Raw genomic sequence first — 18,990 nt, 5'->3', positions numbered from 1 at the left:
CTGCAGGTTGTCACCGCCAGAAGATAACATTCTTTGTGGCGAAGACGAGGGCACGCGCAAAATCGTGATCGCGCGGGCGGTCGGTTTCAGCGCTTGGAACGGTCAGGCGAGCCAGTCCGGCACCGAATCGAGGCCGATCAGGTCGTCGTAGCTCTGCCGCGGCCGCACGACGTGGAACTCGGACCCGTTGACCAGCACTTCCGGCACCAGCAGGCGGCTGTTGTAGGTGCCGGCCTGTACGGCGCCATAGGCACCGGCGGAGCCGACGGCGATGAGGTCGCCGGGCTTCGGCTGCGTCATCTCGCGGTCCTGCGCCAGGTAGTCGCCGGTCTCGCAGACCGGACCCACCACATCCGCCCGGATGCGCGGCGCGCTGGCGGCGGAAATGACGACCGGCTGGATCTCGTGCCAGGCTTCGTAGAGCGTCGGGCGGATGAGATCGTTCATCGCGGCATCGACGATGACGAAGGTCTTCTCGCCGCCGTCCTTCACATAGATGACCTCGGTGACGAGGATGCCGGCATTGCCGACGATCAGCCGGCCGGGCTCGGTGACGATCTTGCAGTTAAGGCCCTTGAGCTGGTTCTTGACGATCTCGGCATAGGCATCCGGCAGCGGCGGCGGCGCATTGTCCGTCTTGTAGGGAATGCCGAGGCCGCCGCCGACATCGACGTGATCGATCGTGTGGCCGTCGGCGCGCAGCGTATCGACGAGCTCGCGCAACAGCTTGAAGGCATCCTCGAAGGGTTGCAGCTCGGTGATCTGGCTGCCGATATGCATGTCGATGCCGGTCACCTTGATGCCCGGCACGCCGGCGGCGCGGGCATAGACGGCGCGGGCGCGCTCCCAGGAAATGCCGAACTTGTTTTCCTTCTTGCCCGTCGAGATTTTCGCATGGGTGCGGGCGTCGACATCGGGATTGATGCGGAAGGAGACGTGGGCCACCTTGCCGGCCTTGACGGCGCGGGCGTTCAGCACCTCCAGCTCCGGCTCGGATTCGACGTTGAAGCAGTAGATGCCGGCCTCGAGCGCCAGATCCATTTCGCGCGGCGTCTTGCCGACGCCGGAGAACATGATGCGCGAGGCGGGAACACCGGCGGCGAGCGCCCGGCGCAATTCGCCTTCCGAGACCACGTCGATGCCGGCGCCGAGCCGGGCGAGCGTCTTCAGCACCGCCTGGTTCGAATTCGCCTTCATGGCGTAGCACACCATGGCATCGACGCCCTCGAAGGCCTTGGAGAAGACCTTGTAGTGGCGCTCCAGCGTGGCCGTCGAATAGACGTAGAAGGGTGTGCCGACCGCCTTGGCGATTTCCGGAACGGGCACGTCTTCCGCATGGAGGATGCCGTCGCGATGCTCGAAATGGTTCACAGGTTTCGTCCGTTAAACAGGGGCAGTTCCGGCAAAACCGGGCCGCGGCTTTGCGTTCGGCAATGCATCAAAACTAGAGAAGGGGGTCGAGGATGAAAGGCCTGTCTTCGACCTGCTCGACCTTCTTGCCGTCGACGGTCTTCACGACCGGCTGAGCCCCGCCCGGCAGGTCGAGATCGCCCTTGCGGCCGCAGGCGGTCAGAACCGCTGCGGAAAGGCAGAGCACGAGCGCCAGCCTGCCGATATCGATGCGTGTCATGAAGCGTTCCCTGGAATGCCGGTGATCTGGTGGGCACTATCCTTAGCGAATTCGCTCGCCCTTGTGCACCCTTAATCTGGTGATGAGTCCTGCAAGCGATCTGATCAGTTCCGCTGCCGCCACCAGGCGATCTGCTTGCGCACCTCCAGGGGTGCCGTGCCGCCGAAGCTCTTGCGGCTGGCGACAGAGGCTTCGACCGTCAGCACGTTGAAGATGTCGGCGGTGATGGCGGCATGGATCGCCTGCAGCTCTTCGAGCGACAGGTCGGAAAGGTCGCAGCCCTTGCTCTCGGCCAGCGCCACGGCGCGGCCCGTCACATGGTGCGCATCGCGGAAGGGAAGGCCCGCCTCGCGCACCAGCCAATCGGCAAGGTCGGTGGCCGTGGAATAGCCGGAGCCGGCCGCCGCCTTCATCCTGTCAGTGCGGATCGTCATGTCGCGCACCATGCCGGTCATCGCGGCAATGGCGAGCTCGATGCTTTCGGCGGCGTCGAAGACCTGTTCCTTGTCTTCCTGCATGTCCTTGGAATAGGCGAGCGGCAGGCCCTTCATGACCGTCAGGAGCGCGATCAGCGAGCCGTTGATGCGGCCGGTCTTGGCGCGCACCAGCTCGGCGGCATCCGGGTTCTTCTTCTGCGGCATGATGGAGGAGCCGGTGGAGAAGGCGTCCGACAGGCGGATGAAGCCGAATTGCGGCGTCGACCAGATGACGATCTCCTCGGCAAGGCGCGACAGGTGAACGCCGGCGATCGCCGCGATCGACAGGAATTCCAGCGCGAAATCGCGGTCCGACACGGTGTCGATGGAGTTGCGGGTCGGTTCGCGGAAGCCGAGCGCCTTCGCCGTCATGTGCCGGTCGATATTATAACCCGTGCCGGCAAGCGCGGCGGCGCCGATCGGGCTTTCGTCGAGATGCTCGATGGCGTGGCGCACGCGCTGGCGGTCGCGGCCGAACATCTCGACATAGGCCATGCAATGGTGGCCGAAGGTCACCGGCTGGGCGGTCTGCAGATGGGTGAAGCCGGGCATGACGGTCTCGGCATGCTCTTCCGCGCGGTCGAGGAAGGCGGATATCAGGCCCGTCAGCGCCTTCTCGGTCTTCTGCAATTCTTCCTTGACCCAGAGACGGAAATCGAGCGCCACCTGGTCGTTGCGCGAGCGGGCGGTATGGAGGCGCCCGGCGGCGGGGCCGATCAGTGTCGCCAGCCGCGCCTCGACATTCATGTGAATGTCTTCCAGCCGGCGGGAGAACTCGAAATTGCCGCTTTCGATCTCTGACAGGATCGTGTCGAGACCGTGAACGATCTTTTCCTTATCGTCCGCCGAAATGATGCCCTGGTGGCTGAGCATTTCAGCATGCGCCTTTGAGCCGCGGATGTCCTGGGCGTAAAGCTTCTTGTCGAAGCCGATGGAGGCATTTATCTCCTCCATGATCGCATCCGGTCCCGAGGCGAAGCGGCCGCCCCACATCTGGTTCGAGGATTTCGTCTCGGAAGTGCCGTCAGCCATGGGTCCCGTCCTGGAGAATGAAATGACAGTGAAGAAGAAACTCGGCCTGCCGGCAGGAAAGCTCATCGCCATTGCCGGGCTCGCCGGACTTCTCGCCGGTGGTGCTGCGATATACGTGAAGGAAAGCCTGTCTGGCAATGGCGCGGTCGCTTCCGCCGACCCCGCCGCCTGCGCGGCGGCCGCGGCGAAGGCCGAAGCCCTGACGCCCTTCTCCAAGGGACAGGTCGCCGCCATGCGCACGGTGGACGCGCACCGCCCACTGCCCGACCTTGTCTTCGACGACCCCGACGGCAAGAAGAAGACGATCGCCGATTTTTCCGGCAAGACGCTGCTCGTCAACCTCTGGGCCACCTGGTGCGTGCCCTGCCGCGAGGAGATGCCGGCGCTCAACGCGCTCGAAAAGGAACTCGGCAGCGACAGGTTCGAGGTCGTGGCGATCAACATCGACACCGGCGACGACGAGAAGCCGAAAGCCTTCCTCACCGAGACGGGCGTCAACGAGCTCGGCTACTATCGCGATGCCTCGATGGGCGTCTTCAACACGCTGAAGAAGGAAGGCCTCGCCTTCGGCCTGCCCGTCACCCTTCTGATGGACGACAAGGGCTGCCTGATATCGGCGATGAACGGCCCCGCCGCCTGGGACAGCGACGACGCCAAGGCCCTGATCAACGCCGCGCTTGCTGCGCCGGGAACCTGAGGCGCCGAGAGGCGCCCATCTCTCCTCAAGGGCAGGGCATTGCATACGGACTTCGACGGTGCGGCTCTCCCCTTCTCCCCCGCGGAGGAGAAGGGGATGGAGCAACTGTTCCTTCCATATGCGATAGCCCTGCCTTAAGGGAAATGGCCAACAGGGCAGAGGGGTTCACGCCGCCGGGTAGGCGCGCGGCCGGCGGATGTCGAGGAAACCCTCCTCGCCCTTGCCGTGCGGAAATTCCGGCGCCGTATCGAACTCGACTGGCTGGCCGCTGCCGGTCAGCGCCAGCACGCGGCGCGAATCCGGCCGGTCGATGACGCGCACGATCTTCGCGGCGATGCCCTGCCCTTCGTCGTGCCACGTGACGTCGGCGGGGCGGAACAGGATCTGGCCGCCGCCGTCAGCCACGCCGCCGGCCTCGAAGGCCACGCCGTCGACATAGGCCTTGCCGCCGCGGATATCCGCGTCGAGCCGGTTCGCATCGCCGAGGAAGTTCATCACGAAGGCATCGGCCGGATTGCGGCAGACCGCCTCGGGCGTGCCCTCCTGCACGATCCTGCCCTTGTTGAGGATGACGACCCGGTCGGCAAGGTCCAGCGCCTCTTCCTGGTCGTGCGTGACGAAGAGCGTGGTGATGCCCAGTTCGTCATGGATTTTCCGGAGCCAGCGGCGCAGGTCCCGCCGCACATTGGCGTCGAGCGCGCCGAAGGGCTCGTCGAGCAGCAGCACGCGCGGATCGACGGCGAGCGCCCGGGCGAGCGCCACGCGCTGGCGCTGGCCGCCGGATATCTGGCCGGGGAAGCGGTCCTTCAGGCCGCCGAGCTGCACGAGGTCGAGCAGTTCGGCAACCCGTCTGGCGATCGCCTCGGGCGAACGCTTCACCTTGGAGACCTTCATGCCGAAGGCGATGTTCTCGCCGACGGTCATGTGCGGAAAGAGGGCATAGTGCTGGAAGACGAAGCCGACGCCGCGATCGCGCACCGGAATGTCGGTGGCATTCTCCTCGCCGAAATAGATCGCGCCGCCATCGGCATATTCGAGGCCGGCGACCATGCGCAGGATCGTCGTCTTGCCGGAGCCGGACGGGCCGAGCAGCGCGACCAGCTCGCCGCTCTCGATATCGAGCGACACGCCGTGCACGGCGCGAAAGGTCTGGAACTCCTTGACCACATTGGTAAGGCGGATCTTCACGGTTTTACCTCCGGGGTGATGCTGTCGGCGCCGGCCAGCTGAGAGGGGCGCTGCACGCGGCCCGCACCCTGCCGCTCCAGCGCCACCTTGGCGACAAGCGTGACGATGGCAAGGCCGGCGAGAATGGATGCGGCGGCGAAGGAGCCGGCCGCGTTGTAGTCGTGATAGAGCAGCTCGATATGCAGCGGCAGCGTGTTGGTCTGGCCCCGAATATTGCCGGAGACGACGGAGACGGCGCCGAACTCGCCCATCACGCGCGAATTGCACAGCACGACGCCGTAGAGCAGCGCCCATTTGATGTTCGGCAGCGTGACGGAGAAGAAGGTGCGCCCGCCGCTCGCCCCGAGAGACGTCGCTGCCTCCTCCAGGTCGCGCCCCTGTGCCTGCATCAGCGGGATCAGTTCGCGCGCCACGAAGGGCGCGGTCACGAACATGCTGGCCAGCACGATGCCCGGCAGCGCGAAGAGGATCTTGATCTCCGCCGATTGCAGCGCCGGGCCGAACAGTCCCTGCAGGCCGTATACGAAGAGATAGGAGACGCCGGCCACGATGGGCGACACGGAGAAGGGCAGTTCGATGACGACGGTGAGCAGCCGCTTGCCGCGGAAGTCGTGCTTGGTGATGGCCCAGGCGGCCGCAACCCCGAAGGCCGTGTTGATCGGCACCGCGATCAGCGCCGTGACGACCGTCAGCAGGATCGCGTGCCGCGTGTCCGGATCGGCGATCGAGGCGGCAAAATAGCCGACCCCACGCGAAAAGGCCTCCACGGCGATGACGGCGAGCGGGGCGACGATCATCAGCGCGACCAGCACGAGCACGAAGGCGAGAAGCGAGCGGCGGAAGACCGGATTGTCGCCGACGCGGGGCGGCTTGCCCTTTGAAGGATGCGCCATGGTCAGCCCCTTGCCGTGTAGCGCAGGGCGCGCGCCTGCATCAGGTTGGTGATCGCCAGCATGACGAAGGCCGTCAGCAGCATGACGGAGGCGATGGCCGCGGAGGCCGGATAGTCGTATTCCTCAAGGCGGATGAAGGCGAGCAGCGCCGTGATCTCGGTGGAGAACGGCTGGTTGCCGGCGATGAAGATGATGGCGCCGAACTCGCCGAGGCTGCGGGCGAAGGAAAGCGAGACGCCCGCGAGCAGCGCCGGCGTCAGGAGCGGCAGGATGACGCCCCTGAAGATCGACAGGTCGCTCGCTCCCAATGTCTGCCCGGCCTCCTCCAGCGCGGGGTCCAGCTCTTCGAGCACCGGCTGCACCGTGCGCACGATGAAGGGAATGCTGGTGAAGCTCATGGCGACGATAATGCCAAGCGGCGTATAGGCGACCTTGATGCCGAGGAGCGAGAGGGGGCCGCCGAACCAGCCGTTGGTGGCGAAAAGCGTGGTGAGCGCGATGCCTGCGACGGCCGTCGGCAGAGCGAAGGGCAGATCGACGAGCGCATCGACCAGCCGGCGGCCGGGAAAGCGGTAGCGCACCAGCACCCAGGCAAGCGACAGGCCGAAGACGAGGTTGAACACCGTCGCGGCCAGCGCACAGAGCACCGTGACCCGGTAGCTGGCAAAAGCGCGGTCCGACGAGACGATGCGCCAGTAATCCTCCGGCCCGAGGCTTGCCGCCTTGAAGACGAGCGCGGCCAGCGGCAGCACGACGATGATGGCCACATAGACAAGGGTTATGCCGAGCGCGAGCGGCAATCCGGGCAGTACACGCCGTTTCAAGAGGCGCTTCCTTTCTCAATCTGAAGTGCGGAACGCGGCTATCCGACCGGGTCTGCGCGGATATTTCTCACGCCACAACCGGCGGACTTGCGCCCGCCGGTTGCCATGAAACGAAAGTCGGGGGATCAACGGCTGCCGTAGATCTTGTCCAGCACGCCGCCTTCGGCGAAATGCTCCTCGGAGATCTTCTTCCAGCCGCCGAAGACGTCGTCGACATTCACGAGGCGGATGTCCGGGAACTGGTCCTTGAATTCGGCGGCGACCTTTTCGTCATGCACGCGGTGGCCGAACTCGGCGGCGATCTTCTGGCCTTCAGGCGCATAGAGGAAATCGAGATAGGACTTCGCGAGGTCGCGGCTGCCCTTGGCGTCGGCCACCTTGTCGACGATGGCGACCGGGAATTCGGCGAGCAGCGAAACGGAGGGCACGACGCTCTCGTACTTGTCCTCGCCATACTGCTTGGCGATCGACTTGGTCTCCGCCTCGAAGGTGATGATGACGTCGCCGATCTCGCGCTCGACGAAGGTCGTCGTCGCCGCACGACCGCCCGTGTCGAAGACCGGCACGTTGTCGAAGATCTTGGTGACGAATTCCTCGACCTTGGCCGGATCGTCCTTGAAGGCTTCCTTGGCATAGGCGGTCGCGGCGAGATAGGTGTAGCGCGCATTGCCCGAGGTCTTCGGGTTCGGGAAGATGATCTTCACGTCGTCACGGGCAAGGTCGGACCAATCCTTGATGTTCTTCGGGTTGCCGGCGCGCACGAGGAAGGACGGGAAGGAGTAGAAAGGCGACGCATTGTTCGGGAACTTCTGCTGCCAGCCGTCGGCGACGAAACCGTTCTTCACGAGAAAGTCGATGTCCGACACCTGATTGAAGGTCACGACGTCGGCCTCTAGGCCCTCGACGATGGCGCGGGCCTGCTTGGACGAGCCGGCATGCGACTGGTCGACGGTGACACCGGGATTCGCCTTCACGAAGGCCTCGTTCTCGGCGACGAAAAGTTCGCGCGCCACGTCGTAGGAAGCATTGAGCAGCTCGTCGGCGGCCTGCGCGGAGAACGGAGCGGCGAGGCCGAGGAGAGCCACGCCGAGAAGGAGCAAACGTTTCATCTGAAAAACCCCGAATGGAACCTGAATTCGGGCAGACAATAGCGACCGGCCGACCCCGATCCGAGGCATGGCCTGCCGCGGCGCTTGCGGCAGGCGAAACATTTTTCCCTGAAAGGGCAGGCTTGGGAAATGTCCCGCCGCTCAGCGTGTCGGGACGGGGACGTCGCCGCGATAATCGTAGAAACCGCGGCCGGACTTGCGGCCGAGCCAGCCGGCCTCGACATACTTCACCAGCAGCGGGCACGGGCGGTACTTCGAATCGGCGAGGCCGTCATGCAGCACCTGCATGATCGACAGGCAGGTATCGAGGCCGATGAAATCGGCAAGCTGCAGCGGGCCCATCGGGTGATTGGCGCCGAGCTTCATGGCGGTATCGATCGCTTCCACCGAACCGACGCCCTCATAGAGCGTGTAGATCGCCTCGTTGATCATCGGCAGAAGGATGCGGTTGACGATGAAGGCCGGGAAATCCTCGGCGACGGTGATCGTCTTGTCGAGCTTGGCGACGAATTCCTTGGCGGCGGAGAACGTGCCTTCCTCGGTCGCGATGCCGCGCACGAGTTCCACCAGCTTCATGACCGGAACGGGGTTCATGAAGTGGATGCCCATGAAGCGTTCCGGCCGGTCGGTGGCCGAGGCGAGCCGCGTGATCGACAGCGAGGACGTGTTGGTGGCAAGGATGGCGTCCGGCTTCAGCACGGAACAGACCTGACCGTAGATCTTGCGCTTGACGGTCTCGTCCTCGGTCGCTGCCTCGATGACGAGATCGGCGTCGGAAAGGTCGTTTATGTCGGACGACCCCTTGATCAGGGCGAGCGCGTCCTTGCGCTCCTCGTCGGTCATCTTGCCAGAGGAAACCTGACGGGCAAGGTTGCCGTTGATCGTGGCCAACCCGGTTTCAACGCGCTCCGGTGACAGATCGTAGATGTGGACCTTGTATCCGGCCACGGCAGAGACGTGCGCGATACCGCATCCCATCTGGCCCGCACCGACAATACCGACATTCTTGATCATAGCGCCAATCGCCCCATCACACGCTCTGCGCCTCTATGCGCAGGCAAAAAAACACCGGGCCGGTCGAGCCGGCCCGGTGAAGTGATAAAGCGCCGCGACGCATTTTTCCAGTGAAATCATCGTCGCAAAGCCGGGCCAAAGCCGGCTCAAAGCGCCTTTTCAAGTTCAGGCAGGATCTCGAAGAGATCGCCGACGAGGCCGTAGTCGGCGACCTGGAAGATCGGGGCCTCCTCGTCCTTGTTGATCGCGACGATGACCTTACTGTCCTTCATGCCGGCGAGATGCTGGATCGCACCGGAGATGCCGCAGGCGATGTAGAGCTGCGGCGCGACCACCTTGCCTGTCTGCCCGACCTGCCAGTCGTTCGGCGCATAGCCCGCATCGACGGCAGCACGGCTTGCGCCAACCGCTGCACCGAGCTTGTCGGCGACGGGCAGGATGACTTCCCGGAACTTTTCCGACGAGCCGAGCGCACGGCCGCCCGAGATGATGATCTTGGCAGACGTCAGTTCCGGACGGTCCGACGAGGAGAGTGCATCCTTGACGTGGGTCGAGAGGCCCGGGTTTGCTGCGGCCGAGACGGTCTCGATGGCCGCGCTTCCGCCTTCGCCGGCAGCGGCGAAGGACGCCGTGCGGACGGTGATCACCTTCTTGTCGTCCGTCGACTGCACCGTCTGGATGGCATTGCCGGCATAGATCGGACGCTTGAACGTGTCGGAAGAGACCACCTCGACGATTTCCGAGACCTGCGCGACGTCGAGCAGGGCGGCCACGCGCGGCAGCACGTTCTTGCCGACCGAAGTCGCGGCCGAGACGATGGCGTCATAGCTGCCGGCCAGTGAGACGATGAGCGCGGCCAGCGGTTCGGCGAGGTTGTTGGCAAGGGTTTGGTCGTCGGCGAGCAGCACCTTCGAGACGCCTGCCAGCTTTGCCGCCTGTTCGGCGGCAGCTTTGGCACCGGCGCCGGCGACGAGCACATGCACGTCGGAGCCGATCTGCGTTGCTGCCGTCAGCGCCTTGGCGGTCAGGTCGGAAAGGGTGGCGTTGTCGTGATCTGCCAGAAGAAGAATGGCCATGGTTTAGTTCTCCCTTTCCTGCTTAGAGCACGCCGGCTTCGTTTTTCAGCTTGTCGACCAACTCGGCGACCGACTTGACCTTGACGCCCGCCTTGCGGCCCGACGGCTCCTCGGTCTTCAGCACCTTCAGGCGCGGGCTCGTGTCGACGCCGAAATCGGCCGGCGTCTTCTTGTCGAGCGGCTTCTTCTTCGCCTTCATGATGTTGGGAAGCGAGGCATAGCGCGGCTCGTTAAGGCGAAGGTCCGTCGTCACCACCGCCGGAAGCTTCACCGAAATGGTCTGGAGACCGCCGTCGACCTCGCGGGTGACCTGTACGCTACCGTCGCCGATCTCGACCTTGGAGGCAAACGTCGCCTGCGCCCAGCCGAGCAGGGCCGAGAGCATCTGGCCGGTCTGGTTGCTGTCGTCGTCGATCGCCTGCTTGCCGACGATGACGAGGCCGGGCTGTTCGGCTTCCGTGACACCCTTGAGGATCTTGGCGACGGCGAGCGGTTCGACGGCGTCGTCCGTCTCGACCAGCACGGCGCGGTCGGCGCCCATCGCGAGTGCCGTCCTCAGTGTCTCTTCTGCCTTCGCAGGGCCGATCGACACGACGACCACTTCCTCGGCCTTGCCGGCTTCCTTCAGCCGCAGCGCCTCTTCCACGGAAATCTCGTCGAACGGGTTCATCGACATCTTCACATTCGCAAGCTCGACACCCGAGCCGTCGGACTTCACGCGAATTTTGACGTTGTAATCAACGACCCGCTTTACAGGGACCAGGATCTTCATGGCTTCCTTCCTTCAAATGCCCGCGAGGGAAAATGCGCCTTTCAAAGGCGCCCTGATTGTCGGTTGGCGACATCGATACGCGTTTTTTCCCCAATTACAATGCACCACGGCCCCTCTCGACCTGAAAAGGGGCGGGTTATAAATTGCCTTTACGTTCACGTCAATTTCCTCCGCGCGACACGCTCACCGCCCCCAATGGGTCGGCGGCGTAGAAGGCTGCGCGGCCGTCTCCTCGACGGCGGCGGGCGCCGCCTCGACATGCCGCACAGCCTTCGGTGTCACGATTGTGCGGTCGAACAGCGGCACGCCCCGCCGACGCAGGACGAGCACGAGGATCGCGCCCGCGAGGATGCCCCCGACATGGGCACCCCAGGAGACGCCGCTGTCGCCATCGACCACCAGCATGTAGAACTGCTGGGCGATCCAGAAGGCGAGCGGAATGACCGCCGGCAGCGGCAGGGGGATGCGGAAGAACACCAGCACCCAGACCCGCACCTTCGGATGCAGCAGGAAATAGGCCGCCACCACGCCGGAGATCGCCCCCGAGGCGCCGATCAGCGGCGCCTCCGAATCCAGCTGCACGAGGCCGTGCACCAGCGCGCCGGCCGCCGCGCAGAGCAGATAGAAGAGCAGGAAGCGGAAATGGCCGAGCGCATCCTCGACATTGTCGCCGAACACCCAGAGGAACAGCATGTTCGAGGCGAGATGCATGAAATCGCCGTGCAGGAACGCATAGGTGATGTAGGTCGCGTCCTCCGGCACCAGCACGAGGCTCGGCTCCAGGTCGGCGAAATCGAAGGCGACGGCGGGGATATAGCCGAGGCCGACGACCGTCGCATCGGAGAAGGCCTGCGTGGAGGCCAGCCCCGTCACCAGCCAGACGACGACATTGATCGCGATCAGGCCGATCGTGACATATTGTACCTTGATGTATTTCAGGGTGTTCGCATCGTGCAGCGGTATGAACATGGATCCCCTTCCCCAAGGCCTGCCGGAAGCGAGCTTACCTGTTCTTGCCCGGAACCCACAATATGTCCGTTCGGCCCTTGTCGTTGACCCAGCGCGCGGCGACGAAGAGGAAATCGGAGAGCCGGTTGATATAGGCCGCAGCCGCGGCTGAGACCGCTTCGCCCTCAACATCCTGCAGGGCGACGATCCGCCGTTCGGCGCGGCGCGCGACGGTGCGCGCAAGGTGCAGCGCCGCCGCCGCGGGCGTGCCGCCCGGCAGGACGAAGGAGCGCAGTGGCTCGAGATCCGCATTGAGCAGGTCGATTTCCTTCTCCAGCCGGTCCACCTGCACCTGCGCGATGCGCAAGGGCTCGTAGTCGAGCTTCTTTCCCGTCTCCGGCGTCGCAAGGTCCGCCCCGAGATCGAACAGGTCGTTCTGGATGCGCATCAGCATCGCGTCGAGATCGGAATGATCGGCAAGGTGCTGGCGCACGAGGCCGACGCAGCAATTCGCCTCGTCCACCTCGCCATAGGATTCGACGCGCAGGTCGTGCTTCTTGCGGCGCGGCCCCGCGACGAGCCCGGTCGTGCCGTTGTCCCCGGTGCGCGTATAGATCTTGTTGAGCTTGACCATGTCTTCCTCAGCGCCCGCCGCCCGTGAGCCAGAGCGTCAGCATAATGAGGACGATCGCGACCGCCTGCAAGAGCACGCGCAGCTGCATCAGCTTGTTGGAGGTGTTGCCGCTGCCGCCCCTGGCCATGTTGACGAGACCGCGCACCAGCACGATGGCGACGAGGCCCATGACGAGCAGGGTCATGAAGGTGAGAAAGGAAGACATGCCAGCGATCCGATTTGATTTCCGTCAGCCCTATTCACATAGGGCATTTCGCGCAAAGTGCACGCTTTTTGCGGGCGAGACCCCTGCGGCGCCGTGCCGCGTCAGCCGAGCCTGCCGATGATGCGGTAGAAGAGCGCCGCCGGCAGCAGCTTTTTCAGGAGCACGCCCTGCCGGGCCGGCGTCGTCACGACATAGTGCGGCTTCGGCGTCTTCGCGGTCAGCGCATGGCGCAACACCGCATGCACCGCCTCCGGCCCAAGCTTGCCGTGCGCCGGCTTCGCCTCGCCGCGCAGGCGCTGAAGCTGGCGGCGATATTCCTCCGCATGGACCGAATGCTCAAGGTCGATGTTCTTCTCGATATGCGTCAGGGCATTGGCCGTGAAGCGCGAGGCGATCGGCCCCGGCTCGATGAGGCTGACATGTATGCCAGAACCCGCAAGCTCCATGCGCAACGTCAGCGACAGCGCCTCGATCGCGAATTTCGAGGCATTGTAGGCGCCGCGCCAGCGATAGGGCACGATGCCGAGGATCGACGAGCACTGCACGATGCGCCCGAAACCCTGCCGGCGCATGATGGGGATCACCCGCCGCGTCAGGTCGTGCCAGCCGAAGACATTCGTCTCGAACTGCATCCGCAGCGCCTCGACCGGCAGGTCCTCGACGGCGCCTGCCTGGCCGTAGGCGCCGTTGTTGAAGAGCGCGTCGAGCCGGCCGCCGGTGCGCTCCAGCACGGTCTCGACGAGCGCGGCGATCGTCTCGGGTTTGGTATAATCCATCGGAAGCGCCTCGATGCCGTCGGCCTCAAGGCTGGCGATATCCTCCTGCCGGCGCACCGTTGCGAAGACGCGCCAGCCCTCCGCTTTCAGCGCCCGGGCGCAATGAGCGCCGATGCCCGAGGAGCACCCGGTCACGATGATGCTCGGCGGCATTGCCGCATTCGAAGAAGGCATGGCGGTTTCCTGTACAAATCTGCGCGTGTTTCCCATATTCATCCCCAGCACGCCGCGCGCCTCTCATGAGGCGCGGCGACGTGGCAAACCATTGAATCCGGACCACACCTGAACCGATCCCGGTGTAAGGGGTTATCTCCGGGCAGACAATGCAAGAGCGGCCGAAGACGGCCGCAAGGGACTGGGATTGCCGATGCCGACCGCCATCCGCCTTGCCTACAAGGTCGTCTTCGATGCGATCTGGCACTTTTCCGAAGACGACGGCTGGGCGATGGCGAGCCATGTCGCGCTATCGACGCTGCTGGCGATCTTCCCCTTCCTGATCTTCGGCACGGCTCTCGGCTCCTTCCTCGGTGCCGACCAGTTCGCCGAAACCGCCGTGCATCTCATCTTCGACACATGGCCGGAATCGATTGCGGCCCCCATCTCGCGCGAGGTCGTCGCGGTGCTCACCATTCCGCGCGGCGGGCTCCTGACCCTCTCCGTGCTCGCCGCCGCCTACTTCGCCTCGAACGGGGTGGAGGCGCTGCGCGTCTCGCTCAACCGCGCCTACCGGGTGGCCGAGACGCGCTACTGGTACGTCACGCGCCTTGCCAGCCTCGGCTTCGTCATCGCGGGCGTGCTGGCGCTGGCGATCCTCAGCATCGTGCTCGTCGCCGCTCCCCTCGCCGTGCGGGCGACGGGCGACTGGCTGCCCTGGCTCGCCTATGTCTATTCCTGGGTGGAAAGCTGGGGGCTGTTCGGCACCATCCTCGTGCTGCTCGTCGGCCTGCTGATCGCCCATCTCTGGCTGCCCGCCGGCCGGCGCAAGATCGCCGACGTGCTGCCGGGCATTCTGGTAACGCTCGTCGCCTGGGGCATCGGCGCCTATGCCTTCGCTTCCTACCTCGCCACCTTCGCCAATTACGTCTCGACCTATGCCGGCCTCGCCTCGATCATGGTGGCGCTGGTCTTCCTCTACATCGTCGGGGCAATCTTCATCATCGGCGCGGAAATCAACGCGGCGCTGATGAAATATCGGGTGAAGCACCTGATCCTCGACAGGGTCCGCGGCGTGCGCAAGCCGCCGCGACCGGAGGAGGATTCAATGGAGGACGAAGCCATAGCCCGCGAGCAGGGCGCGAATGCCGGCCGGTGAGACGCCCCTTTCCCGGTAGGCCGCAAGGCCGGTGTCCTCGTTGCTCTTGGACAGTTTCCGTCCATCCGGCCCCGGCACCAGCCCGTGATGCCGGTAGGAAGGCGTCGGCAGGCCGAGCAGGCTTTGCAGCAGGCGGTGCACGGCCGTCGCATGAAAGAGGTCCTGTCCGCGCACCACGTCGGTGATGCCCTGCGTCGCATCGTCGAGCACCACGGCGAGATGGTAGCTCACCGGCGCATCCGGCCGGGACAGGATGACATCGCCCCAGCGCTCCGGCCGCGCGGCGACGATGCCTGTCTCGCCCTCCGGCCCCTCGCCCGCCTCCGACCATGAAAGCGCCTCCGGCACGAGCGCCAGCGCCTTCTCCATGTCGAGCCGCCAGGCATGCTGGCGCCCCGCCGCGATCCAGCCGAGCGTCAGGTTCCGGTCGAGCGAGCGCTCTTCCGTCGGATAGAGCGGCGCCCCGTCCGGATCACGCGGCCAGGTTCCACCTGCAGCCTCCTGCGCCAGGACCCGCGCCTTCACCTCGCCGCGGCTGAGGAACCCCGGATAGAGCACGCCCATGGCCTTGAGGCGCTCCAGTGCCTCGCCGTAGAAGGCGAGATGCTCCGACTGGCGCCGCGCCGGCTTTTCCCAGTCGAGGCCCAGCCAGGCGAGATCGCGATAGATCGCCGTCTCGAATTCTGGCCGCGAACGGGCGGGGTCGATATCCTCGATGCGCAAGAGGAACCGCCCGCCGCAGGCCGCGGCAAGATCGTGGTTGAGGATCGCCGAGAGGGCATGGCCGAGATGCAGGAGACCGTTCGGGCTCGGCGCGAAGCGGAAGACACGATTTTTTGACAAAGCAGGTTGCATGAGGTCTTCTGGCATGAAGAGGCGTGTCACGTCACACTGTTTGATTTGTCGCATGGTGTCATCGCAAAACCGCGGTAGATTCTTGCGCATCATGCTCGGCACCGGGGCCGCTTGGCGAAAATGCAACTGCACATGATCAGGACGGATGCGGATGTCGCGGCGGGTCTCGTCGACCTCGCCCTGCTCGACGTGCGCCTCTTCACCGTCATCGACAAGGCCGGCCCCGTGCCGCTTCGCCGCCTTTCGCCGGGCTATCGCGGCCTTGCCGGCATCATCGTCGCGCAGATGGTTTCGCGCGCCAGCGCCGACGCCATCTGGCGCCGGCTGGAGGCGGCGGCCGGCGATATCACGCCGCACCACATCCTCGCCCTTTCCGACGAGGACTGCCGCGCCGTGGGCCTGTCGCGCGCAAAGACGGAGACGCTGCGCCGTGCCGCCGACGCCGTCGACCGCGGCGAACTCGACCTCGACGCCGTCTGCCGCATGGAGGCGGCCGCGGCGACCCGCCGGCTGACCGCCATCAAGGGCGTGGGCCGCTGGACGGCGGATGTCTACCTGCTGTTCTGCGGCGGCCATCCGGATATCTTCCCGTCCGGCGACATCGCACTGCAAAACGCGGTCGCCCATGCGTTCGGCCTCGCCATGCGCCCGAGCCCGCAGGAACTCGACCGGATCGCCGAGGGCTGGTCGCCCTGGCGCGGCGTCTCGGCGCGCCTGTTCTGGGCCTATTATTCGCGGGAGATGCGGCGCGAGGCGGCGCCCGTGCTCGAAGGCTGATCCGCTGCGAAATAGCTTGTTTTCGCTTTTCCTTTCCGCTTCACAATGCTGTAACAACGAGCCTAATATAGAAGGGCAGATGCCGAATCGATCAGGAGAAGCCCTTGACGATTTCTGTTTCACCACAGGCCCTGCCAGCCCTCGTCTTGAATGCTGACTACAGGCCGCTGAGTTATTATCCCTTGTCGCTCTGGTCCTGGCAGGACGCGATCAAGGCGGTGTTTCTCGACCGCGTAAACATCATCGCCGAATACGACCATTCGGTGTCGTCGCCGAGTTTCACGATGCGCCTGCCAAGCGTCGTGTGCCTGAAGACATACGTGCAGCCGTCACGCCACCCGGCCTTCACCCGGTTCAACGTGTTCCTGCGCGACAAGTTCGAATGCCAATACTGCGGGTCGCCGGACGACCTGACCTTCGACCATGTGATCCCCCGCGCCCACGGCGGCGAGACGACATGGGCCAACGTGGTCGCGGCCTGCTCCCCGTGCAATTTGAGAAAAGGCAGCAAGCTGCCGAAGCAGGCGGGCATGCACCCGCATCAGAAGCCCTACCAGCCGACGGTTCAGGATCTGCACAACAACGGGCGACTGTTTCCACCCAACTATCTGCACGAAAGCTGGATGGACTATCTCTACTGGGACGTCGAACTGCAGCCCTGATGCCGCAACCGCAGAAACGCCGGACGTTTTTGCGGCACCCACGAGCATTTGCGACCGGGTTGCAGGGATATCACGCTTTCGCCGACCGCACGCCCGAAAAGGCGATCGCGGCGAGGATGAGGCTTGCGATCACGTTCCAGCCGGCAAAGGACAGGCCGAGGAAGCGGAAGGACGCCTCCGTGCAGGACGGGCCGTGCTTGGCGTTGAGATCGGCGAGGAGGTCGCCGGCATTCTGCGTGACGCCCTGCGCCGTGGTCGCGCAGGTCGCAGGTCCCTCCCAGAAGCCCCATTCGACGCCCGCATGGTAGACACCCATGCCGACGCCGACGAGCATCATGATGCCGGCAACGGCAAGCAGCATCCGCGTCAGCCAGGCCGGGCCGCCGAAAAGCGCCGACAGCAGCGCGGCGATCGCGACGGGGATGCCGTAGTAATAGGGATCGCGCTGCAAGAGGCAGAGCGCGCAGGGGATGTAGCCGCCGATATGCTCGAAGCCGAGCGCCCCGCCGACGGTCGCCGCCATGCCGAGCGTCAGGAGGCCTGCGGATGCCTTGCGGGAAAGGTCGAGAGATGCCGTCATCAGGATCGTCCAATCGGGCCGGCAGGGGTGCCGGCGAAACGGCGCCGAGTTCTATCAGGTGAGGCAGCGTTGTAAATCACCCGCACGCATATGTGATCGCACCCCATCCCGGATTTGTCGGTTGCCGCCCGCCAGCGCTTCGTGTAAACGGCGATGGCTGCAAGTGCCGTGCCCCATTGGCGGAACTGGTAGACGCGCTCGACTCAAAATCGAGTTCCGAAAGGAGTGCTGGTTCGATTCCGGCATGGGGCACCATAGTTTTTCGAGAAACGCTGGCTTTTCAGGCAGTACAGGTGAGGCAACTGTTTTCAGTCCACCTTTTAGCCCACCTTTGCGAGCGCGGTAGGATGCGGTGGCCGCTCTCTTATCGTTGGCCAATCGGCATCGGTCCAGATTCGCATGAGGCGGCCCGGGAAAGCGGAGACTCTGACCGGGCATAGCCGATAATCACAGAATCTTATCCTATCGCTGGGCATGTTCCACTTCTTATCGGCGCCCTCTCGATAGAGTTTTATTCAAGCACATGCTTAGTAGCCATACCAAAGGAGGAGGCGATAGGCAGAAAGCGCCGAGAGCGACTTTGGAAGAGATGAAGGCAATCGAAGCGAAGAACCAAAAACCTGCGAAGAGGTCGCGTGATTTGTGGACTGACTACACCGTCGTCGCGCGTCCAGTCCCCGGCGGGGCGCCCGGGCTCAAAAGCCAGAAACAGAAATGATGCTCCTACCTCGTGACGCTCTCTCAGGGTGATGAAGCCGCAGGGGTGATGAAAATCCGGGCTAGCCTCGATCTGCATCGAGAATGGCTGCTGCCCGTTCTCGCTATAAGGAACATCATCCCACCAGCCACGGCTCGCGGTCATGTCACGCTCCTTGCTTGGGAGGGGTTAGGCGCGATGCCTGAAGAGGTATGCGATACCGTCCATGATGGCCGCGACGATCAGAGAGAAAATCGCTCCGAACAGGAAGCCGCCCCACCACGGGGTGACGATCAAGGCGCATATAAACCCGGAGATCAGCATCGAGGTGAAGTTGTTCATCGCTCTCTCCTGAAATGAGGCGCCCGCCTCAGGCGACAGACCGGGGCGGCCTTCATTACAAAAAGTTAACCCTCGCTTTCATCTTTGGTTCATTTCGTCACGGTTACGGTCACCCCATCAACAACGAGGACCGCAACCATGAAGGTTTTAGCCAGATCCATCGCAGCAGCACTGGCCGTGTGCTTTGCTATCGCCCCACTGTCGGCACAGGCCCAGAACTACCAGCCGCACAAGAAGCCGGCCTACCAAACCTCACAAAAGCACCATGCTCAGAAGCCGCCGGTGAAGCGACACAAGTGGTCGAAAGGCCAGCGATACTCGGATTGGAAGCGCCGGCCGCCCGTGCGGGACTACAAGCGCTACGGCCTGCGTGCTCCAGCAAGAGGGCAGCAATGGGTAAAAGTCGACAACGACTATTTGCTCGTGAGCGTTGCGACGGGCCTTATTCTCGGCCTCACTAACGGCCGCTGACATTTCAGCAACGCCCCGCT

23 protein-coding genes and 1 tRNA gene are annotated in these 18,990 nt (G+C 64.3%); 6 read left to right on the top strand and 18 right to left on the bottom strand.

What is annotated here, in order from left to right; genetic code table 11:
* Positions 1-102 precede the first annotated feature (102 nt).
* From lysA to argH, 3 genes are all read right to left on the bottom strand, one after another.
* A complete protein-coding gene (lysA, locus tag AB3G45_RS08020) occupies positions 103-1,371 on the bottom strand; it encodes a diaminopimelate decarboxylase (RefSeq protein ID WP_367830090.1) in 1,269 nt (422 codons plus the stop codon).
* 73 nt (positions 1,372-1,444) lie between these two features.
* Positions 1,445-1,630 carry a lipoprotein gene (locus AB3G45_RS08015; RefSeq protein ID WP_367830089.1) on the bottom strand — a complete coding sequence of 62 codons (186 nt, stop codon included), beginning with the start codon at positions 1,628-1,630 and terminating at the stop codon, positions 1,445-1,447.
* A gap of 104 nt (positions 1,631-1,734) precedes the next feature.
* The gene (argH, locus tag AB3G45_RS08010) at positions 1,735-3,138 is read right to left on the bottom strand and encodes an argininosuccinate lyase (RefSeq protein WP_367830088.1); all 1,404 of its coding nucleotides are present in this window, start codon (positions 3,136-3,138) and stop codon (positions 1,735-1,737) included.
* A 22-nt stretch (positions 3,139-3,160) separates the two neighbouring features.
* Between argH and AB3G45_RS08005 the strand changes: the two genes are divergently transcribed.
* Complete coding sequence (locus tag AB3G45_RS08005) at positions 3,161-3,835, top strand: TlpA family protein disulfide reductase (protein ID WP_367830087.1); 675 nt, start codon at positions 3,161-3,163, stop codon at positions 3,833-3,835.
* A gap of 165 nt (positions 3,836-4,000) precedes the next feature.
* On the opposite strand, the gene AB3G45_RS08000 is transcribed toward AB3G45_RS08005, so the two are convergent.
* The 11 genes from AB3G45_RS08000 to AB3G45_RS07950 form a co-directional block, all read right to left on the bottom strand.
* A complete protein-coding gene (locus tag AB3G45_RS08000; protein ID WP_367830086.1) occupies positions 4,001-5,023 on the bottom strand; it encodes a sulfate/molybdate ABC transporter ATP-binding protein in 1,023 nt (340 codons plus the stop codon).
* The gene (gene cysW, locus AB3G45_RS07995; protein ID WP_367830085.1) at positions 5,020-5,916 is read right to left on the bottom strand and encodes a sulfate ABC transporter permease subunit CysW; all 897 of its coding nucleotides are present in this window, start codon (positions 5,914-5,916) and stop codon (positions 5,020-5,022) included. Before cysW ends, AB3G45_RS08000 begins: the two co-directional genes overlap by 4 nt.
* A 2-nt stretch (positions 5,917-5,918) precedes the next feature.
* Entirely contained in the window at positions 5,919-6,740 is an 822-nt protein-coding gene (gene cysT / locus AB3G45_RS07990) for a sulfate ABC transporter permease subunit CysT (RefSeq protein WP_367830084.1), read from the bottom strand.
* A 125-nt stretch (positions 6,741-6,865) separates the two neighbouring features.
* Positions 6,866-7,849 (bottom strand): thiosulfate ABC transporter substrate-binding protein CysP, encoded by a 984-nt coding sequence (gene cysP, locus AB3G45_RS07985; RefSeq protein WP_367830083.1) that lies wholly within the window; start codon positions 7,847-7,849, stop codon positions 6,866-6,868.
* A 141-nt stretch (positions 7,850-7,990) separates the two neighbouring features.
* The gene (locus AB3G45_RS07980) at positions 7,991-8,863 is read right to left on the bottom strand and encodes a 3-hydroxybutyryl-CoA dehydrogenase (RefSeq protein ID WP_367830082.1); all 873 of its coding nucleotides are present in this window, start codon (positions 8,861-8,863) and stop codon (positions 7,991-7,993) included.
* 146 nt (positions 8,864-9,009) lie between these two features.
* A complete protein-coding gene (locus tag AB3G45_RS07975) occupies positions 9,010-9,939 on the bottom strand; it encodes an electron transfer flavoprotein subunit alpha/FixB family protein (protein WP_367830081.1) in 930 nt (309 codons plus the stop codon).
* Between the two features lie 22 nt (positions 9,940-9,961).
* Complete coding sequence (locus AB3G45_RS07970; protein WP_367830080.1) at positions 9,962-10,711, bottom strand: electron transfer flavoprotein subunit beta/FixA family protein; 750 nt, start codon at positions 10,709-10,711, stop codon at positions 9,962-9,964.
* Between the two features lie 183 nt (positions 10,712-10,894).
* Complete coding sequence (locus tag AB3G45_RS07965) at positions 10,895-11,680, bottom strand: rhomboid family intramembrane serine protease (protein ID WP_367830079.1); 786 nt, start codon at positions 11,678-11,680, stop codon at positions 10,895-10,897.
* 34 nt (positions 11,681-11,714) lie between these two features.
* Positions 11,715-12,293: a cob(I)yrinic acid a,c-diamide adenosyltransferase gene (locus AB3G45_RS07960; RefSeq protein WP_367830078.1), complete on the bottom strand. Its 579-nt coding sequence runs from the start codon at positions 12,291-12,293 to the stop codon at positions 11,715-11,717.
* Between the two features lie 7 nt (positions 12,294-12,300).
* Positions 12,301-12,498: a twin transmembrane helix small protein gene (locus AB3G45_RS07955; protein ID WP_367830077.1), complete on the bottom strand. Its 198-nt coding sequence runs from the start codon at positions 12,496-12,498 to the stop codon at positions 12,301-12,303.
* A gap of 101 nt (positions 12,499-12,599) precedes the next feature.
* The gene (locus AB3G45_RS07950; protein ID WP_367833534.1) at positions 12,600-13,427 is read right to left on the bottom strand and encodes an SDR family oxidoreductase; all 828 of its coding nucleotides are present in this window, start codon (positions 13,425-13,427) and stop codon (positions 12,600-12,602) included.
* A gap of 214 nt (positions 13,428-13,641) precedes the next feature.
* Between AB3G45_RS07950 and AB3G45_RS07945 the strand changes: the two genes are divergently transcribed.
* Positions 13,642-14,586: a YihY/virulence factor BrkB family protein gene (locus AB3G45_RS07945; protein ID WP_367830076.1), complete on the top strand. Its 945-nt coding sequence runs from the start codon at positions 13,642-13,644 to the stop codon at positions 14,584-14,586.
* On the opposite strand, the gene gluQRS is transcribed toward AB3G45_RS07945, so the two are convergent.
* Positions 14,533-15,441 (bottom strand): tRNA glutamyl-Q(34) synthetase GluQRS, encoded by a 909-nt coding sequence (gene gluQRS / locus AB3G45_RS07940; protein ID WP_367830075.1) that lies wholly within the window; start codon positions 15,439-15,441, stop codon positions 14,533-14,535. The two genes, AB3G45_RS07945 and gluQRS, sit on opposite strands and share 54 nt — an antisense overlap.
* A 126-nt stretch (positions 15,442-15,567) precedes the next feature.
* Here gluQRS and AB3G45_RS07935 point away from each other — a divergent pair, with 126 nt between their 5' ends.
* The gene (locus AB3G45_RS07935; RefSeq protein ID WP_367833533.1) at positions 15,568-16,218 is read left to right on the top strand and encodes a DNA-3-methyladenine glycosylase; all 651 of its coding nucleotides are present in this window, start codon (positions 15,568-15,570) and stop codon (positions 16,216-16,218) included.
* A gap of 104 nt (positions 16,219-16,322) precedes the next feature.
* Positions 16,323-16,880 (top strand): HNH endonuclease, encoded by a 558-nt coding sequence (locus AB3G45_RS07930; RefSeq protein ID WP_367830074.1) that lies wholly within the window; start codon positions 16,323-16,325, stop codon positions 16,878-16,880.
* A 70-nt stretch (positions 16,881-16,950) separates the two neighbouring features.
* Here the strand turns inward: AB3G45_RS07930 and AB3G45_RS07925 are convergent, their stop codons facing one another.
* Entirely contained in the window at positions 16,951-17,460 is a 510-nt protein-coding gene (locus AB3G45_RS07925) for a disulfide bond formation protein B (protein ID WP_367830073.1), read from the bottom strand.
* 170 nt (positions 17,461-17,630) lie between these two features.
* On the opposite strand from AB3G45_RS07925, the gene AB3G45_RS07920 reads away from it, so the two are divergent.
* Positions 17,631-17,715 (top strand) — tRNA-Leu (locus AB3G45_RS07920).
* Positions 17,716-17,971: 256 nt separating this feature from the next.
* On the opposite strand, the gene AB3G45_RS07915 is transcribed toward AB3G45_RS07920, so the two are convergent.
* Positions 17,972-18,322 carry a hypothetical protein gene (locus AB3G45_RS07915; protein WP_367830072.1) on the bottom strand — a complete coding sequence of 117 codons (351 nt, stop codon included), beginning with the start codon at positions 18,320-18,322 and terminating at the stop codon, positions 17,972-17,974.
* Between the two features lie 24 nt (positions 18,323-18,346).
* Entirely contained in the window at positions 18,347-18,499 is a 153-nt protein-coding gene (locus AB3G45_RS07910) for a hypothetical protein (RefSeq protein ID WP_367830071.1), read from the bottom strand.
* A gap of 138 nt (positions 18,500-18,637) precedes the next feature.
* Here AB3G45_RS07910 and AB3G45_RS07905 point away from each other — a divergent pair, with 138 nt between their 5' ends.
* Positions 18,638-18,970, top strand: coding sequence for an RcnB family protein (locus tag AB3G45_RS07905; RefSeq protein ID WP_367830070.1), 333 nt, complete (start codon positions 18,638-18,640; stop codon positions 18,968-18,970).
* The last annotated feature ends 20 nt before the right edge of the window (positions 18,971-18,990 follow it).

It is taken from the genome of Shinella sp. S4-D37 (genome assembly GCF_040812195.1).
Lineage (GTDB): Bacteria > Pseudomonadota > Alphaproteobacteria > Rhizobiales > Rhizobiaceae > Shinella.
The sequence above is the reverse complement of the archived record's forward strand: the minus strand, read 5'-3'. Positions and strand labels throughout refer to the sequence as shown.

Excerpts from the sequence above, each read along its gene's own strand:
- AB3G45_RS07945 (WP_367830076.1), top strand. The coding sequence starts at position 13,642 with ATGCCGACCGCCATCCGCCTTGCCTACAAGGTCGTCTTCGATGCGATC.
- AB3G45_RS07975 (WP_367830081.1), bottom strand. The coding sequence starts at position 9,939 with ATGGCCATTCTTCTTCTGGCAGATCACGACAACGCCACCCTTTCCGAC.
- argH (WP_367830088.1), bottom strand. The coding sequence starts at position 3,138 with ATGGCTGACGGCACTTCCGAGACGAAATCCTCGAACCAGATGTGGGGC.
- AB3G45_RS08015 (WP_367830089.1), bottom strand. The coding sequence starts at position 1,630 with ATGACACGCATCGATATCGGCAGGCTGGCGCTCGTGCTCTGCCTTTCC.
- AB3G45_RS07955 (WP_367830077.1), bottom strand. The coding sequence starts at position 12,498 with ATGTCTTCCTTTCTCACCTTCATGACCCTGCTCGTCATGGGCCTCGTC.
- AB3G45_RS07980 (WP_367830082.1), bottom strand. The coding sequence starts at position 8,863 with ATGATCAAGAATGTCGGTATTGTCGGTGCGGGCCAGATGGGATGCGGT.
- AB3G45_RS07905 (WP_367830070.1), top strand. The coding sequence starts at position 18,638 with ATGAAGGTTTTAGCCAGATCCATCGCAGCAGCACTGGCCGTGTGCTTT.
- AB3G45_RS07960 (WP_367830078.1), bottom strand. The coding sequence starts at position 12,293 with ATGGTCAAGCTCAACAAGATCTATACGCGCACCGGGGACAACGGCACG.
- AB3G45_RS07965 (WP_367830079.1), bottom strand. The coding sequence starts at position 11,680 with ATGTTCATACCGCTGCACGATGCGAACACCCTGAAATACATCAAGGTA.
- gluQRS (WP_367830075.1), bottom strand. The coding sequence starts at position 15,441 with ATGCAACCTGCTTTGTCAAAAAATCGTGTCTTCCGCTTCGCGCCGAGC.
- AB3G45_RS07915 (WP_367830072.1), bottom strand. The coding sequence starts at position 18,322 with ATGACCGCGAGCCGTGGCTGGTGGGATGATGTTCCTTATAGCGAGAAC.
- AB3G45_RS08005 (WP_367830087.1), top strand. The coding sequence starts at position 3,161 with ATGACAGTGAAGAAGAAACTCGGCCTGCCGGCAGGAAAGCTCATCGCC.
- cysP (WP_367830083.1), bottom strand. The coding sequence starts at position 7,849 with ATGAAACGTTTGCTCCTTCTCGGCGTGGCTCTCCTCGGCCTCGCCGCT.
- cysW (WP_367830085.1), bottom strand. The coding sequence starts at position 5,916 with ATGGCGCATCCTTCAAAGGGCAAGCCGCCCCGCGTCGGCGACAATCCG.
- AB3G45_RS07925 (WP_367830073.1), bottom strand. The coding sequence starts at position 17,460 with ATGACGGCATCTCTCGACCTTTCCCGCAAGGCATCCGCAGGCCTCCTG.
- AB3G45_RS07970 (WP_367830080.1), bottom strand. The coding sequence starts at position 10,711 with ATGAAGATCCTGGTCCCTGTAAAGCGGGTCGTTGATTACAACGTCAAA.
- AB3G45_RS07910 (WP_367830071.1), bottom strand. The coding sequence starts at position 18,499 with ATGAACAACTTCACCTCGATGCTGATCTCCGGGTTTATATGCGCCTTG.
- AB3G45_RS07950 (WP_367833534.1), bottom strand. The coding sequence starts at position 13,427 with ATGCCGCCGAGCATCATCGTGACCGGGTGCTCCTCGGGCATCGGCGCT.